The sequence below is a fragment of the uncultured Pseudomonas sp. genome, from assembly GCF_943846705.1.
Classification (GTDB): Bacteria; Pseudomonadota; Gammaproteobacteria; order Pseudomonadales; family Pseudomonadaceae; genus Aquipseudomonas.
Genome location: NZ_OX044366.1, coordinates 3,935,864 through 3,959,314, shown reverse-complemented (window position 1 = coordinate 3,959,314; position 23,451 = coordinate 3,935,864). Strand labels below are relative to the sequence as shown.

Genomic DNA, 23,451 nt, shown 5'->3' with positions numbered 1-23,451 from the left:
CGGCTCGCGGTTTAGCTCTGCCTGGTTCAGGCGCTGACCTGGGCGTGCTGAGCCAGCCGCTCGATGGCCGCGTCCAGTTCATCCAGGGCTTGCTGAGCGGCGGGGTCGTTCTGTTTCAGTAAGGTTTCGCTGCGCTGGCAGGCGGCGCGCAGCTGGGGCACGCCACAGTAGCGAGTGGCCCCGTGCAGGCGGTGCACGCGTTCGATCAGGCTGGTGCGTTCGCCGCTGTCGCGGGCTTGGCGAATGGCCTGGCGGTCGCCGGGCAGGCCGGCCAGCAGCATGCTCAGCATGTCGGCGGCCAGGTCGGCTTTACCGGCGGCCAGGCGCAGGCCTTCATCGCTATCCAGGATGCTGAGGTTGTTATGCGTTGCGCTGATCCCGGTGTGTTCGCTGCTCTGGTTGCGCAGGGCCAGACCGGTCCACTTGAGCACCACCTGTGCCAGTTGGCGCTCGCTGATTGGCTTGCTTAGGTAGTCATCCAGGCCGCTTTGCAGCAGCGCGCGCTTTTCGTTGGCCAGGGCGTGGGCGGTCAGCGCGATAATCGGCACCGGGCTTTGGTTGCGCTGGTTTTCCGCTTGGCGAATCGCTTCGGTGGCCTGGCGGCCGTCCATGCCGGGCATCTGCACGTCCATAAAAATCAGGTCGAAGGTCTGCTCGGCGGCTTTTTTAACGGCTTCATAGCCGTTGTTGGCGATGCTGACGTGTGCGCCCATATCGCCCAGCAGGGTTTGCACCAACAGCAGGTTGGCGGGATTGTCGTCGACGCAGAGAATCAGCGGTGGACGGCTGGGCGCGCTGTGGGTGTTCTCGGCGCGGTTGTGCCGCGGGCTGAGCAACTCGGCCAGGCCACGTTGCAGCTTGCGTGTGCAGGCCGGCTTGGCTTGCAGCTGGCTGTACGCATCCGGAAGCAGGCTCTGGTACAGCGATTGCTCGGTGGTGGGGCACAGCAGCAAGGTTTTACAGGCCAGGCGTTCAAGCTCCCAGATGCGCTGATCGAGGCGCTCGGGCGGTAGGGTCTGGGAGCTGACACCGAGCACCGCCAGTTCAATCGGCAGCGCGCTATGTTGTGCTTCGGCGACCGCGCTGAGCAGGCTGTCGAGGTTGTCAAAACCACTGACCTGCAGGCCGCAGTCTTCCAGTTGATGTTGCAGAGCCTGGCGGGCCAGGTCGTGGCTTTCCAAAGCCGCCACACGGCGGCCAAGCAGCGGCGGGCGTGGCAGGTCTTCGGCATCATCACGAGCCTTGGGCAGGCTCAGGGTGATCCAGAATTCCGAGCCCTCTTCGGGGGTACTGTCGACGCCGATCTCGCCGCCCATTTGCTCGATCAGACGCTTGGAAATCACCAGGCCCAAACCGGTGCCACCGGCCTGGCGGCTTAGTGAGTTGTCGGCCTGGCTGAAGGCCTGGAACAGCTCGCGCAAGTCTTCATCGGAGAGGCCGATGCCGGTGTCCTGCACGCTGATGCGCAGCTGGGCGCGGTCGGCGCTTTCGTCTTCGAGCATGGCGCGGATGACGACGGTGCCGGCGCGGGTGAACTTGATCGCATTGCTCACCAAGTTGGTCAGCACTTGCTTGAGTCGCAGCGGGTCACCGATCAGCGACAGTGGCGTGTCGCGATAAACCAGGCTGAGCAGCTCCAGCTGTTTGGCGTGGGCGGCCGGGGCGAGGATGGTCAGGGTGTCCTGCAGCAGGTCACGCAGGTTGAACGGGATATTCTCCAGCACCAGTTTGCCGGCTTCGATCTTCGAGAAATCGAGGATCTCATTGATGATCGCCAACAGGCTGTCGGCGGATTGTTCAATGGTGCCCAGGTAGTCCTGCTGGCGCGGGGTCAGCTCGCTTTTTTGCAGCAGGTTGGTGAAACCGAGGATGCCGTTGAGCGGCGTGCGGATTTCATGGCTCATGTTGGCGAGGAATTCAGACTTGATCCGGCTGGCTTCCAGGGCCTCTTTGCGCGCCAAGTCCAACTCGATGTTCTGGATTTCAATGGTTTCCAGGTTTTGCCGCACATCCTCGGTGGCTTGGTCGACGCTGTGTTGCAGTTCTTCCTGGGCGTTGTGCAGGGATTCGGCCATGCGGTTGATGCCGGAGGCCAGCTCGTCCAGCTCATGGCTGCCGAGTGGCGGCAGGCGGGTTTCCAGGCGGCCGTCCTTAAGCTGGGCCACGCCGTGTTTGATCCGGCGTAATGGGTCGTTGATGGTGTGGCTCATGCGTACGGCGAGCAGGGCGGTGACCATCAGCCCGGCGGCAATCAACAGCAGGCTGGCGAGTAGGCTGCGGTAGCCGATGATCAGGGTGCTGTGATGCGAGAGTTCCAGCTCGACCCAGCCGAGCAACTGCGTATCTGGCAGGCTAGCGGTCTTGCCGGTGAGGCTCAGGTGCTGCGGATACACCGGCAGGAGAAAGCGCGTCGCGTTCTGGTTGCTGTTTTGCGCGAGCAGCAACTGGCCAGTCGCCGGTGAGTCGTTGAGCATGCTGGGCCCCGCGTGGGCCAGGACGCTGCGCTCGGCGCTGAGGAAGCTCACGGCACGCACGTCCGGCTGCTCGAGTGCCTGGTTGGCAATGCGCTGCAACAACTCTGCATCGCTCGTTCGCAGCGCTGGCGCGGCCAGGGGGGCGAGTTGCTCGATGATCATCTGCCCGCGTTGCAGCAGTTGCTCCTGTAAGCCGGACAACTGCATCCAGGTGAAATAACCACCGAGCACCAGTGCCAACAGGCTGGTGGGCAATAGGGTGAGCATGAGCACTCGCCCTTTGATGCCTAAATTCGTTATCACGCGCTGACTCCTGTACTGACGTGGCGGCAGTTTAGCGGTTGCGCCGACTCTCATGGCAAATGCTGTCGCGCAAAGCGGGACGGTTATATGGCCGACGGTGGTTTGCCGGTATCATGAGGGTCTTCTTCGCTTCTGGATCCTCTCGTCCGCCATGAGCCTGCATTACCCAACGATCGCCGATTGCGTCGGCAACACCCCACTGGTTCGCCTGCAGCGTTTGCCGGGTAACACCAGCAATACCTTGCTGTTGAAGCTTGAAGGTAATAATCCGGCGGGTTCGGTTAAAGACCGTCCGGCGCTGTCGATGATTAGCCGCGCCGAATCGCGTGGTGATATCACCCCCGGTGATGTATTGATCGAGGCCACCAGCGGCAACACCGGGATTGCCTTGGCCATGGCCGCCGCGATCAAGGGTTACCGCATGGTATTGATCATGCCGGACAACTCCACCGCAGAACGCAAAGCGGCGATGACCGCATACGGCGCGCAGTTGATTCTGGTGGGCGGTATGGAGGAGGCCCGCGACCTGGCCTTGCAGATGCAGGCCGATGGCAAGGGCAAGGTCCTCGATCAGTTCGCCAATGGCGACAACCCGATTGCTCACTACACCAGCACCGGTCCGGAAATCTGGCAGCAGACGGGTGGCGAGATCACGCACTTCATCAGCTCGATGGGCACCACGGGCACCATCATGGGCGTGTCGCGCTTCTTGAAGGAGCAAAAGCCCGAGGTGCAGATCATCGGCCTGCAGCCGATGGAGGGGGCGTCGATTCCCGGTATCCGCCGTTGGCCGCAGGAGTACTTGCCGTCGATCTATCAGGCTGAGCGGGTTGACCGGATTATCGATATGGGCCAGCAGGAAGCCGAAGAGGTGATGCGCCGTCTGGCGCGCGAAGAAGGCATCTTCTGCGGGGTGTCTTCCGGCGGCTCGGTGGCGGCCATGCTGCGGCTGTCCCAAGAGGTCGAGAATGCCGTGATGGTGGCCATCATCTGCGACCGTGGCGACCGCTACCTGTCCAGTGGCATTTACGACGCGCCGAGCAACTGATGGCGAAGAAAGACGGCGGTCTACGTTTTCAACCCAGCGGCGGTTCCCGTGCGCCACAGGTGCCGGTGGGCAAGAAGCAGAAGCTGCTTATCGAGCGCCTGGCCAACGATGGCCGCGGTATCGGTTTTGTCGAAGGGCGGACCTGGTTTGTCAGCGGCGCGTTGGCCGGTGAGCAGATCGAGGCGCGGGTGCTGGGTGCCCATGGCAAGGTGGTCGAGGCGCGGGCCGAGCGCATCCTGACTGCCAGCGCCGAGCGTCGCGATGAGGCCTGCCGTCACGCCAAGGTGTGTGGCGGTTGCAGCCTGCAGCATATGCCGCAGACCGACCAGCTTGCCCTAAAACAGCGCATGCTTGCCGAGCAACTGAGTCGTTTGGCCAATCTTGAGCCGCGTGAGTGGGCCGCGCCGTTGGTTGGTCCGGAGCTGGCTTATCGCCGCCGCGCGCGGATTGCCGTGCGCTGGGACCACAAGGCCAAGCGTCTGGATGTGGGTTTCCGTGCCGTGGCGAGCCAAGACATTATCGCTATCGATGCGTGCCCGGTACTGGTACAGCCCTTACAACCGATTCTGCGTGGTTTGCCGCAGGTCTTACGAGAATTGGATAAACCCCAGGCCATTGGTCATGTCGAGTTATTCAGCGGCAGCTGCAATGCTGTGCTGATCCGCCATACCGCCGCATTGAGCGAGGCGGATCTGGCACGCTTGCAGGCGTTCTGCTCGCAACAGGATGCGCAGTTATGGTTGCACGGCAGTGCCGAGCCGCAGCCGTTCAATCCTGCGCATGAGCTGAGTTATCGTCTGGAGGCCTACAACCTTAGCCTGGCCTATCGCCCAGGAGACTTTGTCCAGGTCAACCAGTCGGTCAACGACGCCATGATCGCCCAGGCCCTGGATTGGCTCGCGCCGCAGGCCGATGAGCGGGTGCTGGATCTGTTTTGTGGCTTGGGTAACTTTGCCTTGCCGCTGGCTCAGCGGGTGCGTGAGTTGATAGCGGTGGAGGGCGTGCAGGCAATGGTCGAACGCGCCGCGTTGAATGCCGAGACGAATGGTCTGCGCAACGCGCACTTTTTCCAGGCCGATCTGTCCAACCCGCTGGCTGAGGCGGGCTGGGCACAGGGCGGTTTTGCCGCTGTGCTGCTGGACCCGCCGCGCGATGGCGCGTTGCAGGCGGTCAAGCAGCTGGCGACGTTGGGCGTCAAACGGGTGCTGTATGTGTCGTGTAACCCGACGACCCTGGCCCGCGACAGCGCCGAATTGCTGGCGCAGGGCTACCAGCTTGAGCGGGCCGGTATTCTCGATATGTTTCCGCAAACCGCGCACGTTGAAGCGATGGCGCTGTTTGTTAAGCCGTAGGCTTACGCTAGGCGGCTTGGTTTTGCCGGGGCGAGACCCCAGTTAGTTGTAACAAGGCGCACAGGAATTGCGTTTTCACGCGGTTAAACCGCCCGGCTCAGCGTAGCCGGGACTATTCGGCAGGCTTTCAGCTTGCCGTAGGGAAGGTAAGCAAGATGGTTCAGGTCAGAGCGCATCAGCCGATCAACGACGACGGCAGTGTCAATCTTGAGGCATGGCTCGAGCATGTACTGAGTGTCGACCCAGCGTTGGATCGCGAGGCCCTGCGTGAGGCTTGCGAGTTCGCCCGTGCGGCTGAGCAGCAGGCCAATGCGGCGAAGAATCTATGGACCGAGGGCGCGTCGAGTTTTCGCTCCGGCCTGGAAATCGCCGAAATTCTCGCCGACCTCAAGCTCGATCAGGACACCCTGGTCGCTGCCGTCATCTACCGCTGCGTGCGTGAGGGCAAAGTGCCGTTGGTCATGGTCCACCAGCGCTTTGGCCCGGTGGTGGCCAAGCTGGTTGAAGGCGTGCTGCGCATGGCCGCGATCAGTGCCTCGATGAACCCGCGTGACTCTCTGGTGCTTGGCTCCCAGGGCCAGGTGGAAAACCTGCGCAAGATGCTCGTGGCGATGGTCGATGATGTGCGCGTGGCGCTGATCAAGCTGGCTGAGCGCACCTGTGCGATCCGTGCGGTGAAAGAGGCCGACGACGAGAAACGTCAGCGCGTGGCCCGAGAGGTCTTCGACATCTATGCACCGCTGGCTCACCGTTTGGGTATCGGGCATATCAAGTGGGAGCTCGAAGACCTGTCTTTTCGGTATCTGGAGCCTGAGCAGTACAAGCAAATCGCCAAACTGCTGCACGAGCGCCGCCTGGACCGCGAGCACTACATCAACGAAGTGATGGGCCAGCTGCGGGGCGAGCTGGAAATCACGGGGATCAAGGCCGATATCAGTGGCCGGGTGAAGCACATCTACTCAATCTGGCGAAAAATGCAGCGCAAAGGGCTGCAGTTCAACCAGATTTATGACGTGCGCGCGGTGCGTGTGCTGGTGCCGGAAGTGCGTGATTGCTACACCGCGCTGGGTATCGTGCATACGCTGTGGCGGCACATTCCCAAGGAGTTTGACGACTACATCGCCAACCCTAAAGAGAACGGCTACCGCTCGCTGCACACCGCCGTACTGGGCCCGGAAGGCAAGGTGCTGGAAGTGCAAATTCGCACCCAGTCCATGCACGAAGAAGCCGAGCTGGGTGTGTGTGCGCACTGGCGCTACAAGGGCACCGACGTCAAGGCCAGCTCCAACCATTACGAGGAGAAGATTTCCTGGTTGCGTCAGGTGCTCGAATGGCATGAAGAACTCGGCGATATCGGCGGCCTGGCCGAACAGCTGCGCGTGGATATCGAGCCGGACCGGGTTTACGTGTTCACCCCGGACGGGCATGCCATCGACCTGCCAAAAGGGGCGACGCCGCTGGATTTTGCCTACCGCGTACACACCGAAATTGGCCACAATTGCCGTGGCGCGAAGATCAATGGGCGCATCGTGCCGCTCAACTACAGCCTGCAGACCGGTGAGCAGGTGGAAATTATCACCAGCAAGCACGGCACGCCGAGCCGCGACTGGCTGAACTCCAACCTCGGGTACGTCACCACCTCGCGGGCGCGGGCGAAGATCGTCCACTGGTTCAAGCTGCAGGACCGCGATCAGAACGTCGCGGCTGGTAAAGTCCAGCTGGAGCGCGAGCTGCAACGCCTGGCATTACCGCATGTGGACTTCGAAAAGTTGGCCGAGAAGGCCAACATGAAGACCAGCGAAGACCTGTTCGCCTCGCTCGGCGCCGGCGATCTGCGCCTGGCGCAACTGATCAACCTGGCGCAGCAACTGGTTGAGCCCGACCGGGTCAACGAGCAGCTTGAGCTGATCCCGCGCAAGGCCTTGGGCTTCAAGCCGGGCAAACGTGGCGACATTCAGATTCAGGGCGTGGGTAACCTGCTGACGCAGATGGCAGGTTGCTGCCAGCCGCTGCCGGGTGATCCGATTGTCGGCTATATCACCCTCGGCCGTGGTGTCAGTATCCACCGTCAGGATTGTGCCTCGGTGCTGCAACTGGCCGGGCGTGAGCCGGAGCGGATCATCCAGGTTGGCTGGGGGCCGGTACCGGTGCAAACCTATCCGGTGGACATCATCATTCGCGCCTACGACCGCTCTGGTCTGTTGCGCGACGTGACCCAGATGCTGCTTAACGAAAAGCTCAATGTGCTGGCGCTCAATACGCGCTCGAACAAAGAGGACAACACCGCGTCGATGTCGATCACCGTGGAGATTCCGGGGCTGGATGCCTTGGGGCGTTTGCTGGGGCGCATTTCGCGTTTGCCGAACATTATTGAAGTACGCCGTCATCGGGCGTCCTAAGTCGGTGATAGACCGAGGCAGGTAGGAGAGGAGCAGGGTTTCTGCGTGGTGTTGATGAAAAGGGGTTTAACCGCGACGCGGTTAAACCCCTTTTTGCTAAAGCGACTTAAAAACGGGTGTGAAACCCAGTCACTTAGTCGACTTTCAGAACCAGTTTGCCGAAGTTCTCGCCGCTGAACAGCTTGAGCAGGGTCTCGGGGAAGGTCTGCAGGCCGCTGACGATGTCTTCCTTGGACTTCAGCTGGCCGCTGGCCAGCCAGCCGCCCATCTCCGCAGCCGCTTCAGCAAAGCGTGGGGCGTAGGTCATTACGACCATGCCTTCCATGCGCGCACTGTTGACCAGCAGGTTGAGGTAATTGGCTGGGCCCTTAACGGCCTGTTTGTTGTTGTATTGGCTGATCGCACCGCAGATCACCACCCGCGCCTTGAACGCCAGGCGGGTGAGTACGGCATCGAGAATATCTCCGCCGACGTTGTCGAAATACACGTCCACACCTTTAGGGCATTCGCGCTTGAGACCGGCGACGACATCTTCGCTCTTGTAATCGATGGCGCCATCAAAGCCCAGCTCGTCGATGAGGAACTTGCACTTGTCCGCGCCGCCGGCAATGCCGACCACACGGCAGCCTTTGAGCTTGGCAATTTGCCCGGCCACACTGCCCACGGCACCGGCTGCACCGGAGATCACCACGGTTTCACCGGCTTGTGGCGCGCCGACATCGAGCAGGGCGAAATAGGCGGTCATGCCGGTCATGCCCAACGCCGACAGGTAAAGCGGCAGTGGCGCACGCTTGGGGTCGACCTTGTAGAAGCCCTTGGGCTCGCCGAGGAAGTAGTCCTGCACGCCGAGTGCGCCGTTGACATGGTCACCGACAGCAAAATCCGGGTGCTGCGAGGCGATCACCTCACCCACGCCGAGGGCGCGCATGACTTCGCCAATACCGACTGGCGGGATATAGGACTTGGCGTCATTCATCCAGCCACGCATGGCCGGGTCCAGCGACAGGTAGGCGTTTTTCACCAGAATCTGGCCAGGGCCAGGTGCGCCGACGCTGTTTTCTACATAACTGAAGGTCTCGCGGCTAGGCAGGCCGACTGGGCGTTGCGCTAGCAGGAATTGGCGATTGAGTGGGGCGGTCATGGTGTGTACTCGTTGAGCGGAAACACTGTTGATAGTCCTTACAGAGGCAATCAGCAAGATTTGCCCAGGGTACGAATGGCTGCTAATCCATTCGAGTGATAGCGCGCCTGGGGTGTTAATCACTCATTTGGATGGAAGAATCACCGCCAACCTGATAATGCTGCCTTGACCCCGGGCTGCTGATTAGACTCGACGCAGTTTTTATTCCTTGCGAGGACACGCAGATGAGCTTGAGCTTTTCCGGCCGGGTTGCCCTGGTCACTGGTGGTGCTGCTGGTATTGGTCGTGCTACCGCACTGGCGTTCGCCAATGAAGGCCTACAAGTGGTTGTGTCTGATGTCGATGTGGCTGGCGGCGAGGGCACAGTCGCGCTGATCCGTGAGGCAGGTGGCGAGGCGCTGTTCGTGCGCTGTGACGTGACTCGCGATGCTGAGGTTAAGGTGCTGATGGAACGTACGCTGGGGGCTTATGGCCGTCTGGATTACGCCTTCAACAATGCCGGCATCGAGATCGAGAAGGGCAAGCTGGCCGAAGGCAGTGAGAGCGAGTTCGATGCAATCATGGGCGTTAACGTCAAAGGCGTGTGGCTGTGCATGAAGCACCAGATCCCACTGCTGCTGGCGCAGGGCGGTGGCGCCATCGTCAACACGGCATCGGTGGCGGGCCTTGGCGCTGCGCCGAAGATGAGCATCTACTCGGCGTCCAAGCATGCCGTTATTGGCCTGACCAAGTCCGCTGCGATTGAGTACGCGAAGAAAAAAGTACGGGTTAACGCCGTTTGCCCGGCGGTGATTGACACCGCGATGTTCCGCCGCGCCTATGAGGCCGACCCGAAAAAAGGTGAGTTTGCGGCGGCCATGCATCCGGTCGGGCGTATCGGTAAGGTCGAGGAGATCGCCACCGCCGTGCTGTACCTGTGCTGCGATAACGCGGCGTTCACCACTGGCCATGCGTTGGCCGTGGATGGCGGTGCAACGGCGATCTGATTTGCCGGTGTGGCGATAAACAAGGTGCCCGTGTGGCACCTTTTTGCATATAGGGTTCTCGGTGCCGACGAGTGCGTTGGGTGGGGGATGAACGCCGCCCACGGCAAGGAACTGCAGCGCGGCGAGTGAGCGGCAGGTTATCGCAGGCAGAAAAAAGCCGGTCAGGTGACCGGCTTTTTTGTTAGCGCGGCGTTAGTGCAGCGGTAATTCAAACCCTTCAAACAGTTCTTCCAGTTCGACCTTGTTGTGGCACTGCACGGCTTTGGCCATGACGTCGCGGGTCAGGTGCGGGGCGAATTTTTCGATAAAGTCGCACATGAAGCCCCGCAGGAAGGTGCCGCGGCGGAAGCCGATTTTGGTCACGCTGGATTCGAAGAGATCGCCGGCATCCAGCACCACCAGGTCCGGGTCGAGGGTTTCATCGACTGCCATTTTGGCCACGATGCCAACGCCCAGGCCGAGGCGCACATAGGTCTTGATCACGTCGGCATCGGCCGCGGTGAACACCACTTTGGGCGTCAGGCCACGGTGGCTGAAGGCCTCGTCGAGCTTGGAGCGGCCGGTAAAACCGAATACGTAGGTGACGATGGCGTATTCGGCCAGGGCTTCGAGGGTCAGCTTCGGCAGTTTGCTCAGCGGATGGCCTTGGGGCACCACCACGCAGCGGTTCCAGCGGTAGCAGGGCATCATGATCAGGTCGTTGAACAGCTCCAGGCCCTCGGTGGCAATGGCGAAATCAACCGTGCCATCGGCGGCCATTTCGGCGATCTGCATCGGCGTGCCTTGGTGCATGTGCAGGGAGACGTCTGGGTATTGCTTGATAAACGCGCTGATCACCGGCGGCAGGGCGTAACGCGCCTGAGTGTGGGTGGTGGCAATCGACAAGGTGCCTTTTTTCTCGTTGGAGAATTCCTGGGCGATCTGCTTGATGCTTTCAACCTTGCGCAGGATCTCGCCAGCGGTGTTGATGATGCGCTCACCCGCCGGAGTGATGCGGGTCAGGTGTTTACCGCTGCGGGCGAAGACTTCAACCCCCAGCTCGTCTTCCAGCAGGCGGATCTGCTTACTGATGCCGGGCTGCGAGGTGTAGAGACTTTGCGCTGTGGCAGAGACGTTGAGGTCGTGATGCGCGACTTCCCAGATGTAGCGCAATTGCTGGAGCTTCATAAAAATCCCTCAAAGCAGAAAGACAGCCGTTTAGGTTGCCGGCGTTTTATATAACCATAATGATTAGATAAGCGTTAAATCTAGACCAAAAATTAAAACCTGGCTTGCTTGTTTAAAAATCAGCCCGGCAGCGGTGCTGTAGCATCGGTACCAGGTACACCGGTACCTCGGCTAACTGCACCAGGCGCGACGCGGTACGCCCCAGCGGGATATCCATGTCGGTGCCGTGGCTGTGGCTACCTAGGACCAGCAGGTCCACCCCAAGTTGCTGCGCTTCACCGAGTATCACCAGCGGTGGGTCGCCTTGCACCACACGCACTGCCTTGATCAGCTCAAGGTCTTGTATGGCTTCGCCAATCTCATCACGAAAGCCTTCCAATACACGCTGCTCAATGCTTGCCATCACCGTGCTCAGGCCGGTACTGCGCAGTTCCTTGAGGCGTTTTTCATCCAGATAGGTTTGTAAAACTGACTCGGCAAATAGACCCATGGGCTCCACGGCATGCACCACATACAGGCTGGCATTGAAGGAGCGGGTCAGCTCCAGCGCATGCTGCAAGATGTAGGGCGCGTAGAGCCCGAGATCAGTGGCATAAAGAATCGAGCGAATCATTCGGCCTCCTTGACTGCCTGACTGGCGGGCCTGATTTGAGCTTAGCAGTGCAATTGACAGGTCAAGGGTGGCAAAGGTTTTAAGGATCAATGGTTATATATGTGGCGGGGCTGAAGGGGCATGAGCGCCCCTATAGCGGGGGGCTTAAAGCGGTGGCTCGTTACTGATACCGTGCGGCACATGCCCGGTGGCGACTACTTCGCGGGCTTTTTCGCAGTGCCCGGCCTGGTCGTCGAAGAACACATCAGCGCCGAAGGTTTCCAGAATCGCGGCTTTCTCCAGGCCACCGAGGAAGTAGGACTCATCCAGGCGAATATTCCACTCGCGCAGGGTGCGGATCACCCGCTCATGAGCAGGAGCAGAGCGCGCGGTGACCAGCGCGGTGCGAATCGGGCAACTGTCCTCGGGAAACTCCTGTTGCAGGCGGTGCAGGGCGGCGAGGAATGGCTTGAATGGGCCGCCGCCAAGTAGTTCGCGGGCCGACTGGCGTTCGTGGCTCTGGAAGGCCTCCAGGCCACCCTGTTGATAGACCCGCTCGGACTCATCGGAAAACAATACGGCATCGCCGTCGAAGGCGATGCGCAGCTCATTGCTGGCCGCCCGCCGCGCACCGCCGGAAAGAATGGTCGCCGCACCAAAGCCTGCGCGCAGTGCGCTGCGCACATCCTCGGCATGGGTGGAGAGAAACAACTGGCAGCCAAATGCGGCGAGATAGGGGTCAGGGCTGCGCCCACCGACAAAGGCCGCGCGGGAGATACCCAGGCCGTAGTGCTGGATTGAGTTGAACGCACGCAGCCCGGTGTCTGCACTGTTGCGTGAGACCAGAATCACCTCAACCCGTTGTTGTTTGAGGGTGGCGTTCAGCGCCAGCAGCTTTTCGACCAGGGGGAAGGCATCGCCGGGGGCGAGAATCTCGTCTTCATGCTCGATCTGGTATTGCCGGTAGGCTTCGACGCCTTGGCTTTCATAGACATGATGGCTTTCGCGCAGGTCGAACAGCGCGCGCGAGGAGATCGCCAGTACCAGTTTGTCGCCTAATCCCTTACTCATGGCTGCTCCGGTCTGGCTGTTGGCGTTGTTCGAGGTAACGCAGGGCTTGATAGAGCATCTCAGTGCGCGGCATGGCGCAGCCGACCTTGGCCGCGGCGGCCAGCGGCGCGGCATAGATGGCGTGCAACTCAAGTGGGCGCTGCAGGGCAAAGTCGTGGTACATGCTGGGCAGGTAATCCGGCGCGCGTTCGGTGGCCGCCAGCAGCTTGCTGGCAAAGCCAGTGGGGAGCTGATAGCCGCACGCGCTGGCAGCATCGACCAGCTCTTGCATCATCGCCGCGATCAGCGTGCGGCTCTCGGCGTTACTCATCAGGGCGGTGGTGTTGCTGTTCAGCAGTACGGCAAGGCCGTTAAAGGGCGCGTTCCACACCAGCTTCTGCCAGCGTGCTTGGGTGAGCTCGGCCATGGCCTTGGAATCCAGGCCCGCCGTTTGAAACAAGCTGGTGCCTTGCTCGAGCAGCCACTGGCGACTTTCTGCATCGTCCGCCGGACCTGAGTGATAGCCGAGGTTTATGCCGCCAAGGGCTTGATGCTCAACCACCCCTGGGGCGCTACGGTGCGCGTAGATGTAGCAAAGGCCGCCGAGCAAGTGCAGCGAGTCTGGCAGCAGCGGACGCAGTTGGTCTTCCACGGCCAGCCCATTCTGCATCAACACCACCTTGGCGCCGGGGGCCGCCGCCTGGCAGATCAATGGGGCCAGCTCGCTGTTGCTGGTGGTCTTGGCGCCAACCAGCAGCCAGTCGCACGGTGGCATATCGGCAGCTGACTGGTAGGCCTGCACCGGCTGTAGGTGCAGGTTGCCGTGCACCACGCTGTTGACCCGCAGGCCGTCGCTGGCCACGGCAGTAAATTCGCTGCGCAGCAGAAAGTGCACATCAAAGCCGGCGCGGGCCAGCATCAGGCCATAAAAGCCGCCAATCGCGCCGCAACCGATAATGCCGATACGGGGTGCTGCAGTCATCAGGGAAGCTCCTCAGCGGGGCGCGACAGGGCAGTGTCCAGCGCCAGGGTTAATTCGGCGGTCTGCAGGCGGGCCTGCACGGCGCCATAAAATTGGCCGTCTCGCACAACAAACAGTGCCGGCAGATGGAAGACCTCGTAGCGTGTTACTAAACCGCCATTATTGCCGGCGTCGACCCACGCCAGGCGCTGCACCGGCAGGCTTAGTTTGGCCAATTCACGGCGCGCCCAGCGGCAGCTGGCACAGCCTATGCTGGTGAATATCAGCAATGACGTACCGGGCAGGTCGAGCAGGTGACGGTCGGCATCTAGATCGGTGAGTTCCAGCTCAGTCGCTATACTGTTCATGTGGTATCAAATTGATGGCATCTGAGGTAGTAACCGATGCGTCACTTTCTGCGTCATCCCAGTGATATGCCGGTTGAGTTAGTGCTGCGCAAGCACGCGTGCATGCCGAAACAGCGGCTCAACAATATCAGTCTCGGCGGTGTGGCTTGCAACTCCAGCCGTACATTTCGCCGTGGTACGGCCATTGAAATGCGTATTCCACTGTTCGGCGAGCAGGCCCGCTACCCAGGGGTGGTGGCTTGGTGTCGTAAAGAGGGGGATCATTATCTGGTCGGTATCGCCTTTATTGATGAAGACACCTTGTTTCGGGCGCGCATGGTCGAGCAGGTCTGCCACATCGAGCACTATCGCCGGCAGTGTGAGCAGCAGCAGGGCTGCAGCCTATCGGCTGAGGCTGTGGCTCAAGAGTGGATCAGCCAGCACGCTGCCGAGTTTTCCCGCGCCAGTCTGCGCTAGTTAACTCAGCCGCCGCAGCGGTTCATACCGTCAAGCCCATTGTCGAGCCGGGCCTTTACGCGCTAAGGTTCGGCTTCCCCGCTGTGCTCATATTGCTGTGCTCCGCCACACGGGGATCGCTGGCGGCCGGCACCCGTGACCTGATGACTCTGACTGATGAATAGCACGATGGCTGATTTACCGATTGATGACCTGAACGTTGCCTCCAACGACACCCTGATAACCCCTGCACAGCTCAAGCGTGAAATTCCGCTGACTGCAGCTGCCCAGCGCACGGTTTCCAGCGGTCGTGAGGTAATCCGCAATATTCTCGATGGCAAGGATCATCGCCTGTTCGTGGTAGTCGGGCCGTGCTCGATCCACGATATCAAGGCTGCCCACGAGTATGCCGAGCGCCTTAAAGCGCTGGCTGCCGAGGTATCGGACAGTCTGTATCTGGTGATGCGCGTGTATTTCGAGAAACCACGCACCACCGTGGGCTGGAAAGGCTTGATCAACGATCCGTTTATGGACGACTCGTTCAAGATTCAGGACGGTCTGCACATCGGTCGCCAGCTGCTGCTTGACCTGGCCGAGATGGGCCTGCCGACGGCTACCGAAGCCCTCGACCCGATCTCCCCGCAGTACCTGCAGGATTTGATCAGCTGGTCGGCCATTGGCGCGCGCACCACCGAATCGCAAACCCACCGCGAAATGGCCTCCGGCCTGTCTTCCTCGGTCGGTTTCAAGAACGGCACCGATGGCGGCCTGACGGTGGCGATCAACGCCCTGCAGTCGGTGTCCAACCCGCATCGTTTCCTCGGTATCAACCAGGAAGGTGGCGTGTCCATCGTTACCACCAAGGGCAATGCCTACGGTCACGTGGTATTGCGCGGTGGTAATGGCAAGCCGAATTACGACTCGGTGAGTGTCGCCGTGTGTGAGCAGGAGCTGACCAAAGCCGGCATCCGCCCGAACATCATGGTCGATTGCAGTCACGCCAACTCCAACAAGGATCCGGCCCTGCAGCCGCTGGTGATGGACAACGTCGCCAACCAGATTCTCGAAGGCAACCAGTCCATCGTCGGCCTGATGGTCGAAAGCCATTTGGGCTGGGGCGCTCAGTCGATCCCCAAGGACCTGAGCCAACTCAAATACGGCGTATCCATCACCGATGCCTGCATCGACTGGGAAAGCACCGAGAAAACCCTGCGCGGCATGCACGCCAAACTCAAGGATGTGCTGCCTAAGCGCCAGCGCAGCTGATTTAGCTAGCTGCAAAAAAAAACGGGCTTATGCGTGATGCATAAGCCCGTTTTTTTTATGGCAGTTCCCAGGCTGTCTGCCCAGTGTGCAGTGAAGATGTGGCGGGCCTAAATCGGCCAAAACCAGTCATCCAACGCATCTACAAAAGTAGAGTCGATTCAGTGCTCGATAGAGGTTTGATCGAGAACCAGGCTGACCGAATAGGACAATCGCTCTACGACATCCGTTGCCTGACAGCAGCACGAGGAGAGACGCGGGGTCAGCTTGCCAGTCGGCACTGGTTCGTCTGAGCCTTGTAGCAACGATCAATTAGCGCTCCCAGATGCTTTAGCCCCGGAAGTATGCTCTCAATGGGAATGGCCGCAAAACCTAAGCGGAAATATCCAGCCGGAGCTGGCTGTACCTGAAATAGTGGGTCGCCCGGCTCAATGAGAATACCCAGCTCTGAGGCTTGCCACGACAGCTCTACAGCACACAGCGACTCGGGCAGCCTGATCCAAAAACAAAAGCTGCCCGGAGTTGCCTTTATATGGCATTGAGGCAGATGAGCTTCCAGGCCTTCAGCCATCAGTTTCCACTTGTGTTGATACAGTTGACGCATGCTACGGATGTGACAGTCGTAGTGGCCCTGGGCAATGAACAGCGCAGTAGTGCGCTGGTTATTCAGCGGTGGATGGCGATAGATGAGGCGCCGCAAGGCGCGTAACTGGGTAATGAGCGCCTTGTCCGCCACCATGTAACCAAGCCTTAGTCCGGGCGATAGGCATTTTGATAGGCTGCTCATGTAGATCACGCGCCCATGCTGATCTAGGCTCTTGAGCGCCGGCTGGGGAGCCGCGAGAAAATTAACCTCACTTTCATAATCATCCTCAATGAGGATGAAGTCGTCGTCATAGGCCTGCTGCAGCAATGCCTTGCGACGATCAAGCGACATGGTGACCGTAGTCGGATATTGATGGCTGGGGGTCACATAGAGGTAATCGCAGCCACTCAGCTGAGCGCCGGTACGCACCCCCTCATCATCCAGTTGCAGCGGCCGCAGTTTGGCTCCCGCTTGGGTGAAGATATTGCGCACATCGGCATAGCCGGGCTCCTCTGAACCTAGCAGGGTTTCGTCCCCCGCCAGCAGGGTCGCCAGCATGTAGAGGGCATTCTGGGAGCCCAGGGTGAGCAGAATTTCGTCGGGGCCGGCGCAAATGCCACGCTTACTCAGCAGTTGATGGCGGATCTGTTCAACCAGCATTGGGTCGTCAGCATCCACCAGATCCTCGACCCATTCCCGAACCATGCTCCGACTCTGTGCCTGGCGAGTACAGTCACGCCAGGCGTTAAGTGGAAACTGCTCAGGATCCACTTGGCCATAGATGAAGGGATAGGGATAGGACATCCAGTTGCGGTCTTTGTCCAGCGCTGGCATTTGCGACGGCAATTGCTGGAAGCGTTTGCACCAATTTGGTTCGTCGCCACGCCGCAGCGGCAGTGATTGCACCTTTGTAAGGCGCTGCTCGCCACGTAACGCATCATTAACAAAAAAACCGCTGCGCTCCCGAGAGACTAGGTAGCCATCGTCCACCAGTCCCTCATAGACCAGTACCACCGTATTGCGTGACACCCCCAGTAATTGGGCCATCTTGCGGCTGGAGGGGAGCGGTTGCTGGCCAAACTGATCATGCTGAATCAAGCCAATCAGCTTTTCGCGGATCTGTTGCTGGTAGCTACGCTCTTGGGAAAGCTCAAGGTGCAGCAAAAAATCCGACATACCCTCTCCTCATATCGCCTCAGGTTATGACTTTGCCGCCCCTTGCGGTTCGGCGACCCCCGCGCACAGCATGCTTAAGCAATTTTCAGGCCATAGGCAGTGAATATTGCGGTCAAGCCAATACGAACCCCGACAATCTGGCCCACTAATAAACGCGCTCTGGCCCTATGAGCAGTTAATTGACTGTCATTAAGTTAAATAAGCGCCTGGCCACAAGCTCTCTCGTGCCTGCCGAAGCCGCCCCTGGAGGCGAGGCCACGCAGGGGCTCGAGGATCAAGAGTTATGAAATCGCCACAGTTTCCTCACCAAGAGTGACCTCATACCAACCTCTACATGCAAGGAAATATCACCATGAAAAAAAGCACTCTACTTAAGGCAATTTCGTTGGCGGCAGGCCTCATCATCTCTAACCACAGCTACGCGGCAGAGCAGTTCAGGATGGCAGTCGGTGATGGCGGCGGTAGCACCCAGGAGGCGTTAGGTCTGAAGTTCTCGGAGTTGTTGTCGGAGAAAACTGGCGGTAAATACAGCGCCACGCTATTCGTCAACGGACAGCTCGGGGACGAGCAGGCCACAGTCAACGAGGTGGCCATGGGGACGCTAGACATGTCCGTGCTGGGCAGCAACAACCTAGCGCCATTCAGCCCCTCCATCGGCATTCTTGCACTGCCCTATATCTTCGAGAACATCGACCAGGCTGAGGCTGTCATCAGCAGCGATATCGCTGAGGAGCTGAATCAGCAAGTAATCAAGCAGGCCAATGCGCGCATCCTGGCCTGGACCTACTCAGGTTTTCGCATGCTGACCAACTCCAAGCGTGCGGTGACCAAACTGAGCGACTTGGATGGATTGTCCATCCGTGTACCCAAGAGCGAAATCATCCTCGACACGTATAGCGCGCTGGGCATCAATGCGACCCCCATTGCCTGGTCTGAAACCTTCACCGCACTACAGCAGGGGGTGGTCGCCGGCCAGGAAACCCCCTATGCCGCCATCCACTCAATGAAGTTCGCCGATATTCAGAAGCACCTGACTGAAACTCACTATTTGTTCCAGCTTGAGCCGCTAATCATCTCCGAGTCCTTATTCCAGGAGCAATCGCCGGAAGTGCAGAAGGCGATGCTGGAGGCTGGCAAGGAATCAACCGTCTTCAGTCTGCAATGGCTGAAGAACAAGGAGGCCGCGATCAAACAAGAGCTGGTCTCGAAATCTGGCATGCAGATCTCCCAGCTCGAAGACGAGAGCGAATGGGTCAAAAAATCCCAGGACGAGGTCTGGCCGAAGTTTTATGAACAAGTAGGCGGAAAGGAAAAAGTCAACGCTATATTGCGCCTGCTCAACCGCCAAGAAATCTGACACTTGTCGCTGACCCCACTCCAGCGCAGTGGGGTCAGTTTGATTTTTGTGCTGCGTTTATTAGGCGTGTTGTCTTGAACAGTAAACAAGCAACCCACCATAGAGAGTTGTAATTCATGCGAACAGTTCTATCCATTGCTAACAACATTGAAGGCTATCTATGCCGCATCTTGCTGGTAGCATTTATCACTCTGCTGTTCGCGCAGATCATTTCCCGCGAACTATTCGGCTACTCCATTACGTGGAGTGAAGAATTGTCCGTTTATATGTTTATTTGGTTTGTCTTTCTCGGCGCCAGTCATGCCACCCGGTTATCCGCACATAATCGGGTCACTTTTCAATACCGCTGGCTGCCCGAAAAAATAAAACACTTGTGCATGCTTCTTTCCGACATCGCCTGGCTCTTCTTCAATGGCTACTTTCTCTATCTGAGTTACGATTTTGTATTTAATAAGATGAACCTATTCTGGAAATCCCAGACCTTGGGGATTCCGATGAAGTACATCTATTTGATCCTCCCAATTGCCTTTGCCCTGATGAGCGTACGCCTCATTCAAGTGAACTATCTGAAATATGTAAAGGGCATCGATATTGAGGACCCTGAGTCGAAAGAGATGAACAAGCTGATAAACGCCAATGCCTCGGAAACAGGCTCAGGTATCGAAACCGCTAATCGGAACCAGATGAAGCATGACTGAGACATCCATAATCCTGATCCTGTTTGGAACTTTCTTAGGGATGCTGCTGCTGGGTGCGCCTGTAGTGGTGTCGCTGGGGCTGGCGGCACTGGCTTCCTTCCTGTACCTAGATGAGAACCCAATCAAGCTGGTCCAAATCGCCTTCAATTCAGTTGGTTCATTCCCACTGATGGCGCTGCCGGCCTTCATCCTCGCAGGCTCTCTGATGGAGGCCGCTGGCATCTCCAAGCGTTTAGTGAGCCTAGCCGAAAGCTTTGCCGGGCCGGTCACGGGCGGCATCTCGGCGGCCGCAGTGCTTGCCTGTATGTTCTTCGGTGCCATCTCGGGCTCGGGGCCGGCCACTACGGCGGCGGTCGGCATGCTAATGATCCCGGCGATGACCCGCCGTGGCTATGACAGAGGGTATGCCTCGGCGATCACTGCCTCGTCAGGCGGCCTGGGTATCATCATTCCACCGTCTATCCCTATGGTGATTTTCGGTATCTCGGCTCTGGGCTTGGCCGTCCCAGCCGATGCCATCGCTAAATACGGCACCTTCGAAAGCGTGTCGATCCCTAAGCTATTTGTCGCTGGCGTGCTACCGGGCATTGCGGTTTCCATCAGCCTACTGGTGCTTAACTACCTTCACTGTAAAAAGCTCGGCTATAAAGGCAGCTCTGAGTCTTGGTCACGCGCGCAGATTAAAAGGGCTATGCGCTCGGGGGTTTGGTCCATGCTGGCCCCACTGGTCATCTTGGGCGGTATCTACACGGGTTTATTCACACCCACGGAATCCGCCATCATCGCGATTTTCTACACCCTGCTCATCGGTATCTTTGTACATAAAGAGCTGAAGTGGGCCGACTTCGTGCGGTCGCTCGAGACCACCACCTGGCTATCCGGCAGGGTGCTATTGATCCTGTTTACCGCCACGGCCTTCGGCCGCCTGCTAGTGGAAAACCAGATACCGGCCGTTGTCGCCGAATCGATGCTGGGGTTGACCGATAATATCTATCTGATCTGGCTGCTCATAATCGCCTTCCTGCTCTTCGTCGGCATGTTTATGGAGACATTGGCCGCGATCATGATTCTAACCCCGGTGCTTCTGCCGGTGGCCTACAGCCTGGGAATCGACCCGACCCACTTTGGCATCGTCATGATCTGCACCTTGTCTATCGGTTTTGCGACGCCGCCACTGGGCGAAAATCTCTTCGTTGCATCGGGTATATCCAAAACCCCGCTGGAAGAGGTGACGGCCAAGGCAATCCCCTTTGCCCTCATCATGACATTTGCCGTAGTGGTGATTGCCTTCGTACCGCAGATATCGCTGTTGCTGCCCAAGCTACTTGGCTATTGATACAACAAGTAGAGAGCATGACTGGCAATGCCCTCATCAATTGAGGGCTCAGGGCTCATATTTGGAAACAAACTATGAGCCAGCCCAGATAGGGCTGGCACCATAGAAAAAATAGGTTGGCGCTAAATGCTCAAGCGTCGACATTGGATACTGAGTGCAGTCTCGTTTCGAATAATAATTTAAGAACAGTAATGAGAGCTTGCGGGTCTCGATGAGCGTCTCTCGCAGGCTTATTAGTCAGTTGGTAGGTTTATTTGAAATAAACCTGCCTTCAGGTAGTTCAATTTAATCCCTCGGTGCGTGGCACTCCAGAACAGTAATAAGACAGCAGTTGCTGATTTATTGCTGAAAGCAAGTCATCTTTATTGTGAGGTCGGAAAATCAAATGAATACCAATGCTGACGGGAATGCAACGATCCATCCGGCCCTGGTTGGCTCACTCAGTACTACCGCTCCCTCCGATGCAGTCATCAACTTCAGTCCCGGCCCTACATCACTGCCCAAAGCGGTGGAAAAAGAGATTACCGCTAATTTCAATAAGCCGGGGCTCACTTCCTTGGCCCTGTCTCACCGCTCTCCCGAATTCGTGACAATACTTGATCACGCTATCGCTTCGGCCAGAAGAGTCATGGCGATACCTGACGATTACGTGGTGTTGTTCACCCATGGCGGCGGCCACGGCCAGTTTGCCGCTCTGCCGCTGAACCTTTGCCAAACGCAGTCCGACGTGGCCACCTATGTGGTCAACGGCACGTGGTCATCCCGGGGGCGTGACGAAGCCCAGAAATACTGCCAGGTGCAGACCGTCGATGGGCGCGACCCCAAGACAGGCCAATTCACGACCTTTCCCGAACTGACCGAGGCGAACATCGACGCCAAGAGCCGTTTTGTCTATGTCTGCTCCAATGAAACGGTCAACGGTATTGAATTGCATCGGCTGCCAAAGCTGCCGGAGTCACGTCGCCATATCCCTCTAGTGGTGGATGCCAGTTCCGACTTCAGCACCAAGCCCATCGCCTGGCATGATGACGGCGTTGGGGTGCTCTTTGCCTGCGCCTCCAAGAATATCGGCCACCCTGGCCTGACCATGACGGTCGTGCGCAAGGATCTGCTCGGCAAAGCCTCGCCACTGTGCCCTGGCGTTTTCAACTACAGCATCAACAACGAGGCAGGCAACCTCTGGAACACACCCGCTACCTTCAATATTGAAGTGGTCGGCCTCGTTATGGACTGGCTCGAACGCGAAGGCGGCGTGGTCGAAAATGAGCGCCGCTGCATTGCCAAGGCCAAAGTGCTCTACGAGGTTATCGATAACTCCAGTGGGTTCTATGCCACCCCAGTGCAGAACAAGGCGCTGAGAAGTCGGATGAATATCCCCTTCAACGTTAAGGGCGGCGACGAGGCGTTGACTAACAAATTCCTCATCAAGAGTTGGGAGGAAGGGATGATCGGGCTGCGCACTTTGACGCCTTTCGGTGCTGGGGATTACCTGCGAGCGAGCCTTTACAACGGGGTCACCATAGAGGAGGCAACACGTCTCGCTGACTTCATGCAACAGTTCGCTAGAGAAAACGCCTGACCAGCATCGTCGAAAACCAATGAAATACACGCGGCAGGGCTGTCTGCCTTGCCATGTGAGCCTCCAGATTCACCGCCACTTTTTACACTCTCAATGCGTGTGCTTGCACAAATCGAACTGAAGGTGCCCGCGCCAGAAATGCTCCGCTCAGCAATACGGCAAAACTTATGTCTGGGCATTTACTGCATTTAAATCAGTAAATTGCATAAGCCAGCTTCTGTGCTCAGCACTAAAACTAGTTGGCAGATGAGCGATGGTCTAACCAGCAGCGTTAGCCCATCAAATTCATGGAACCGCCTGGCGCCATGAATGCGAGGCACTGGCTCTACTCATTGTCATCGCAATGGCTATATTCGCCGCATGAGAACTATCACTGTAAGGAAACTCCATGATGATTGAGCAGGCGTTGCCGGCCCTGCCGTTTGTGCTGTTAGCCGCACTAGTGCGTGGCTACAGTGGCTTTGGTTTTGCCGCCATCGCTATCGTCGGTATGAACCTAGCCTTCGACCCTAGCCTCAGCGTGCCGGTGATCCTGGCCCTAGATCTGGCATGCAGTATCGGCATATGGAAACAAGCGAAAGCTCAAGCGGACAAGGTCACCTTCGGTCAGCTAACAACCGGATCATTGCTGGGTATCCCTCTGGGAGTGGCGGTGCTTTTCGTGCTGCCAACCATGCTGCTGAAACTCGGCACGAGCTTACTGGTGTTGCTGTTTGTGCTGTTACTCGCATTTCGACTGCCGACACCGAATTTCAACTCGCCCCTGAGCCGCTACGGAATAGGGTTAGGCTCTGGCACATGTACGGCGGCCGCGTCAGTTGGAGGGCCACTTATCATCTATTACATGCTTTCCAGTCGCCTTTCGATTCCGCAACAGCGGGCAACCATGATTCTGTATTTCATCGTGTCCGAGTTGCTGGCACTGATAGCCATCGTCGCCAGCAGTGTGCTCAGTGATACCTTCGATGCCGCCAGCTTCTATCTGTTCCTTGTCTTGGTAGTGCCCGTTTTTCTGAGTGTTCACCTGGGGCAGTACCTGTTCAACAAGCGGCCACCGTCGTCATTTAAATACGTAGCCCTGCCAGTAATGGCATTGGTGGGCACGGTCGGGTTGTGGGTGTCTGCCAGCGAGTTGCTGGCCTGAACCGGACACAGCAGTAGGACCGGTAAGCCGAGCGGG

General features: G+C 58.5%; 19 protein-coding genes. 11 read left to right on the top strand and 8 right to left on the bottom strand.

Going from position 1 to position 23,451, the window contains the following annotated elements:
- Positions 1–26 precede the first annotated feature (26 nt).
- Positions 27–2,777: an ATP-binding protein gene (locus Q0V31_RS18380; protein WP_298190230.1), complete on the bottom strand. Its 2,751-nt coding sequence runs from the start codon at positions 2,775–2,777 to the stop codon at positions 27–29.
- Positions 2,778–2,928: 151 nt separating this feature from the next.
- On the opposite strand from Q0V31_RS18380, the gene cysM reads away from it, so the two are divergent.
- The 3 genes from cysM (at position 2,929) to relA (ending at position 7,576) form a co-directional block, all read left to right on the top strand.
- Positions 2,929–3,825, top strand: a complete 897-nt coding sequence (cysM, locus tag Q0V31_RS18375) for a cysteine synthase CysM (protein ID WP_298190228.1) — start codon at positions 2,929–2,931, stop codon at positions 3,823–3,825.
- Complete coding sequence (rlmD, locus tag Q0V31_RS18370; RefSeq protein ID WP_298190226.1) at positions 3,825–5,177, top strand: 23S rRNA (uracil(1939)-C(5))-methyltransferase RlmD; 1,353 nt, start codon at positions 3,825–3,827, stop codon at positions 5,175–5,177. The genes cysM and rlmD overlap by 1 nt, the downstream gene beginning before the upstream one ends.
- 155 nt (positions 5,178–5,332) lie before the next feature.
- Positions 5,333–7,576, top strand: coding sequence for a GTP diphosphokinase (gene relA, locus Q0V31_RS18365; RefSeq protein ID WP_298190223.1), 2,244 nt, complete (start codon positions 5,333–5,335; stop codon positions 7,574–7,576).
- A gap of 133 nt (positions 7,577–7,709) precedes the next feature.
- Here the strand turns inward: relA and Q0V31_RS18360 are convergent, their stop codons facing one another.
- Complete coding sequence (locus Q0V31_RS18360) at positions 7,710–8,717, bottom strand: NADP-dependent oxidoreductase (RefSeq protein WP_298190221.1); 1,008 nt, start codon at positions 8,715–8,717, stop codon at positions 7,710–7,712.
- Positions 8,718–8,941: 224 nt separating this feature from the next.
- Between Q0V31_RS18360 and Q0V31_RS18355 the strand changes: the two genes are divergently transcribed.
- Positions 8,942–9,703, top strand: coding sequence for an SDR family oxidoreductase (locus Q0V31_RS18355; protein ID WP_298190219.1), 762 nt, complete (start codon positions 8,942–8,944; stop codon positions 9,701–9,703).
- A gap of 192 nt (positions 9,704–9,895) precedes the next feature.
- On the opposite strand, the gene cysB is transcribed toward Q0V31_RS18355, so the two are convergent.
- The 5 genes from cysB to Q0V31_RS18330 form a co-directional block, all read right to left on the bottom strand.
- Positions 9,896–10,870 carry an HTH-type transcriptional regulator CysB gene (cysB, locus tag Q0V31_RS18350; RefSeq protein ID WP_298190216.1) on the bottom strand — a complete coding sequence of 325 codons (975 nt, stop codon included), beginning with the start codon at positions 10,868–10,870 and terminating at the stop codon, positions 9,896–9,898.
- Positions 10,871–10,982: 112 nt separating this feature from the next.
- Positions 10,983–11,483: a universal stress protein gene (locus tag Q0V31_RS18345; RefSeq protein ID WP_298190213.1), complete on the bottom strand. Its 501-nt coding sequence runs from the start codon at positions 11,481–11,483 to the stop codon at positions 10,983–10,985.
- 144 nt (positions 11,484–11,627) lie between these two features.
- Positions 11,628–12,533 (bottom strand): 5'-nucleotidase, encoded by a 906-nt coding sequence (locus Q0V31_RS18340; protein ID WP_298190212.1) that lies wholly within the window; start codon positions 12,531–12,533, stop codon positions 11,628–11,630.
- Complete coding sequence (locus Q0V31_RS18335) at positions 12,526–13,494, bottom strand: putative 2-dehydropantoate 2-reductase (RefSeq protein WP_298190210.1); 969 nt, start codon at positions 13,492–13,494, stop codon at positions 12,526–12,528. Before Q0V31_RS18335 ends, Q0V31_RS18340 begins: the two co-directional genes overlap by 8 nt.
- Complete coding sequence (locus Q0V31_RS18330; RefSeq protein WP_298190208.1) at positions 13,494–13,841, bottom strand: thioredoxin family protein; 348 nt, start codon at positions 13,839–13,841, stop codon at positions 13,494–13,496. The genes Q0V31_RS18335 and Q0V31_RS18330 overlap by 1 nt, the downstream gene beginning before the upstream one ends.
- Positions 13,842–13,877: 36 nt before the next feature.
- Here Q0V31_RS18330 and Q0V31_RS18325 point away from each other — a divergent pair, with 36 nt between their 5' ends.
- Both Q0V31_RS18325 and Q0V31_RS18320 read left to right on the top strand, forming a co-directional pair.
- Positions 13,878–14,297, top strand: coding sequence for a PilZ domain-containing protein (locus tag Q0V31_RS18325; protein WP_298190206.1), 420 nt, complete (start codon positions 13,878–13,880; stop codon positions 14,295–14,297).
- Positions 14,298–14,465: 168 nt separating this feature from the next.
- Positions 14,466–15,542, top strand: coding sequence for a 3-deoxy-7-phosphoheptulonate synthase (locus Q0V31_RS18320; protein WP_298190203.1), 1,077 nt, complete (start codon positions 14,466–14,468; stop codon positions 15,540–15,542).
- Positions 15,543–15,801: 259 nt separating this feature from the next.
- Here Q0V31_RS18320 and Q0V31_RS18315 read toward each other — a convergent pair whose 3' ends face one another.
- Complete coding sequence (locus tag Q0V31_RS18315) at positions 15,802–17,289, bottom strand: PLP-dependent aminotransferase family protein (protein ID WP_298190201.1); 1,488 nt, start codon at positions 17,287–17,289, stop codon at positions 15,802–15,804.
- A gap of 364 nt (positions 17,290–17,653) precedes the next feature.
- Between Q0V31_RS18315 and Q0V31_RS18310 the strand changes: the two genes are divergently transcribed.
- The 5 genes from Q0V31_RS18310 (at position 17,654) to Q0V31_RS18290 (ending at position 23,415) form a co-directional block, all read left to right on the top strand.
- Entirely contained in the window at positions 17,654–18,658 is a 1,005-nt protein-coding gene (locus tag Q0V31_RS18310) for a TRAP transporter substrate-binding protein (RefSeq protein ID WP_298190199.1), read from the top strand.
- Between the two features lie 116 nt (positions 18,659–18,774).
- Complete coding sequence (locus Q0V31_RS18305) at positions 18,775–19,356, top strand: TRAP transporter small permease (RefSeq protein ID WP_298190197.1); 582 nt, start codon at positions 18,775–18,777, stop codon at positions 19,354–19,356.
- Positions 19,349–20,692 carry a TRAP transporter large permease gene (locus Q0V31_RS18300; RefSeq protein WP_298190195.1) on the top strand — a complete coding sequence of 448 codons (1,344 nt, stop codon included), beginning with the start codon at positions 19,349–19,351 and terminating at the stop codon, positions 20,690–20,692. Before Q0V31_RS18305 ends, Q0V31_RS18300 begins: the two co-directional genes overlap by 8 nt.
- 385 nt (positions 20,693–21,077) lie before the next feature.
- A complete protein-coding gene (gene serC, locus Q0V31_RS18295) occupies positions 21,078–22,271 on the top strand; it encodes a 3-phosphoserine/phosphohydroxythreonine transaminase (protein WP_298190193.1) in 1,194 nt (397 codons plus the stop codon).
- Positions 22,272–22,659: 388 nt separating this feature from the next.
- Entirely contained in the window at positions 22,660–23,415 is a 756-nt protein-coding gene (locus Q0V31_RS18290; protein WP_298190191.1) for a sulfite exporter TauE/SafE family protein, read from the top strand.
- The last annotated feature ends 36 nt before the right edge of the window (positions 23,416–23,451 follow it).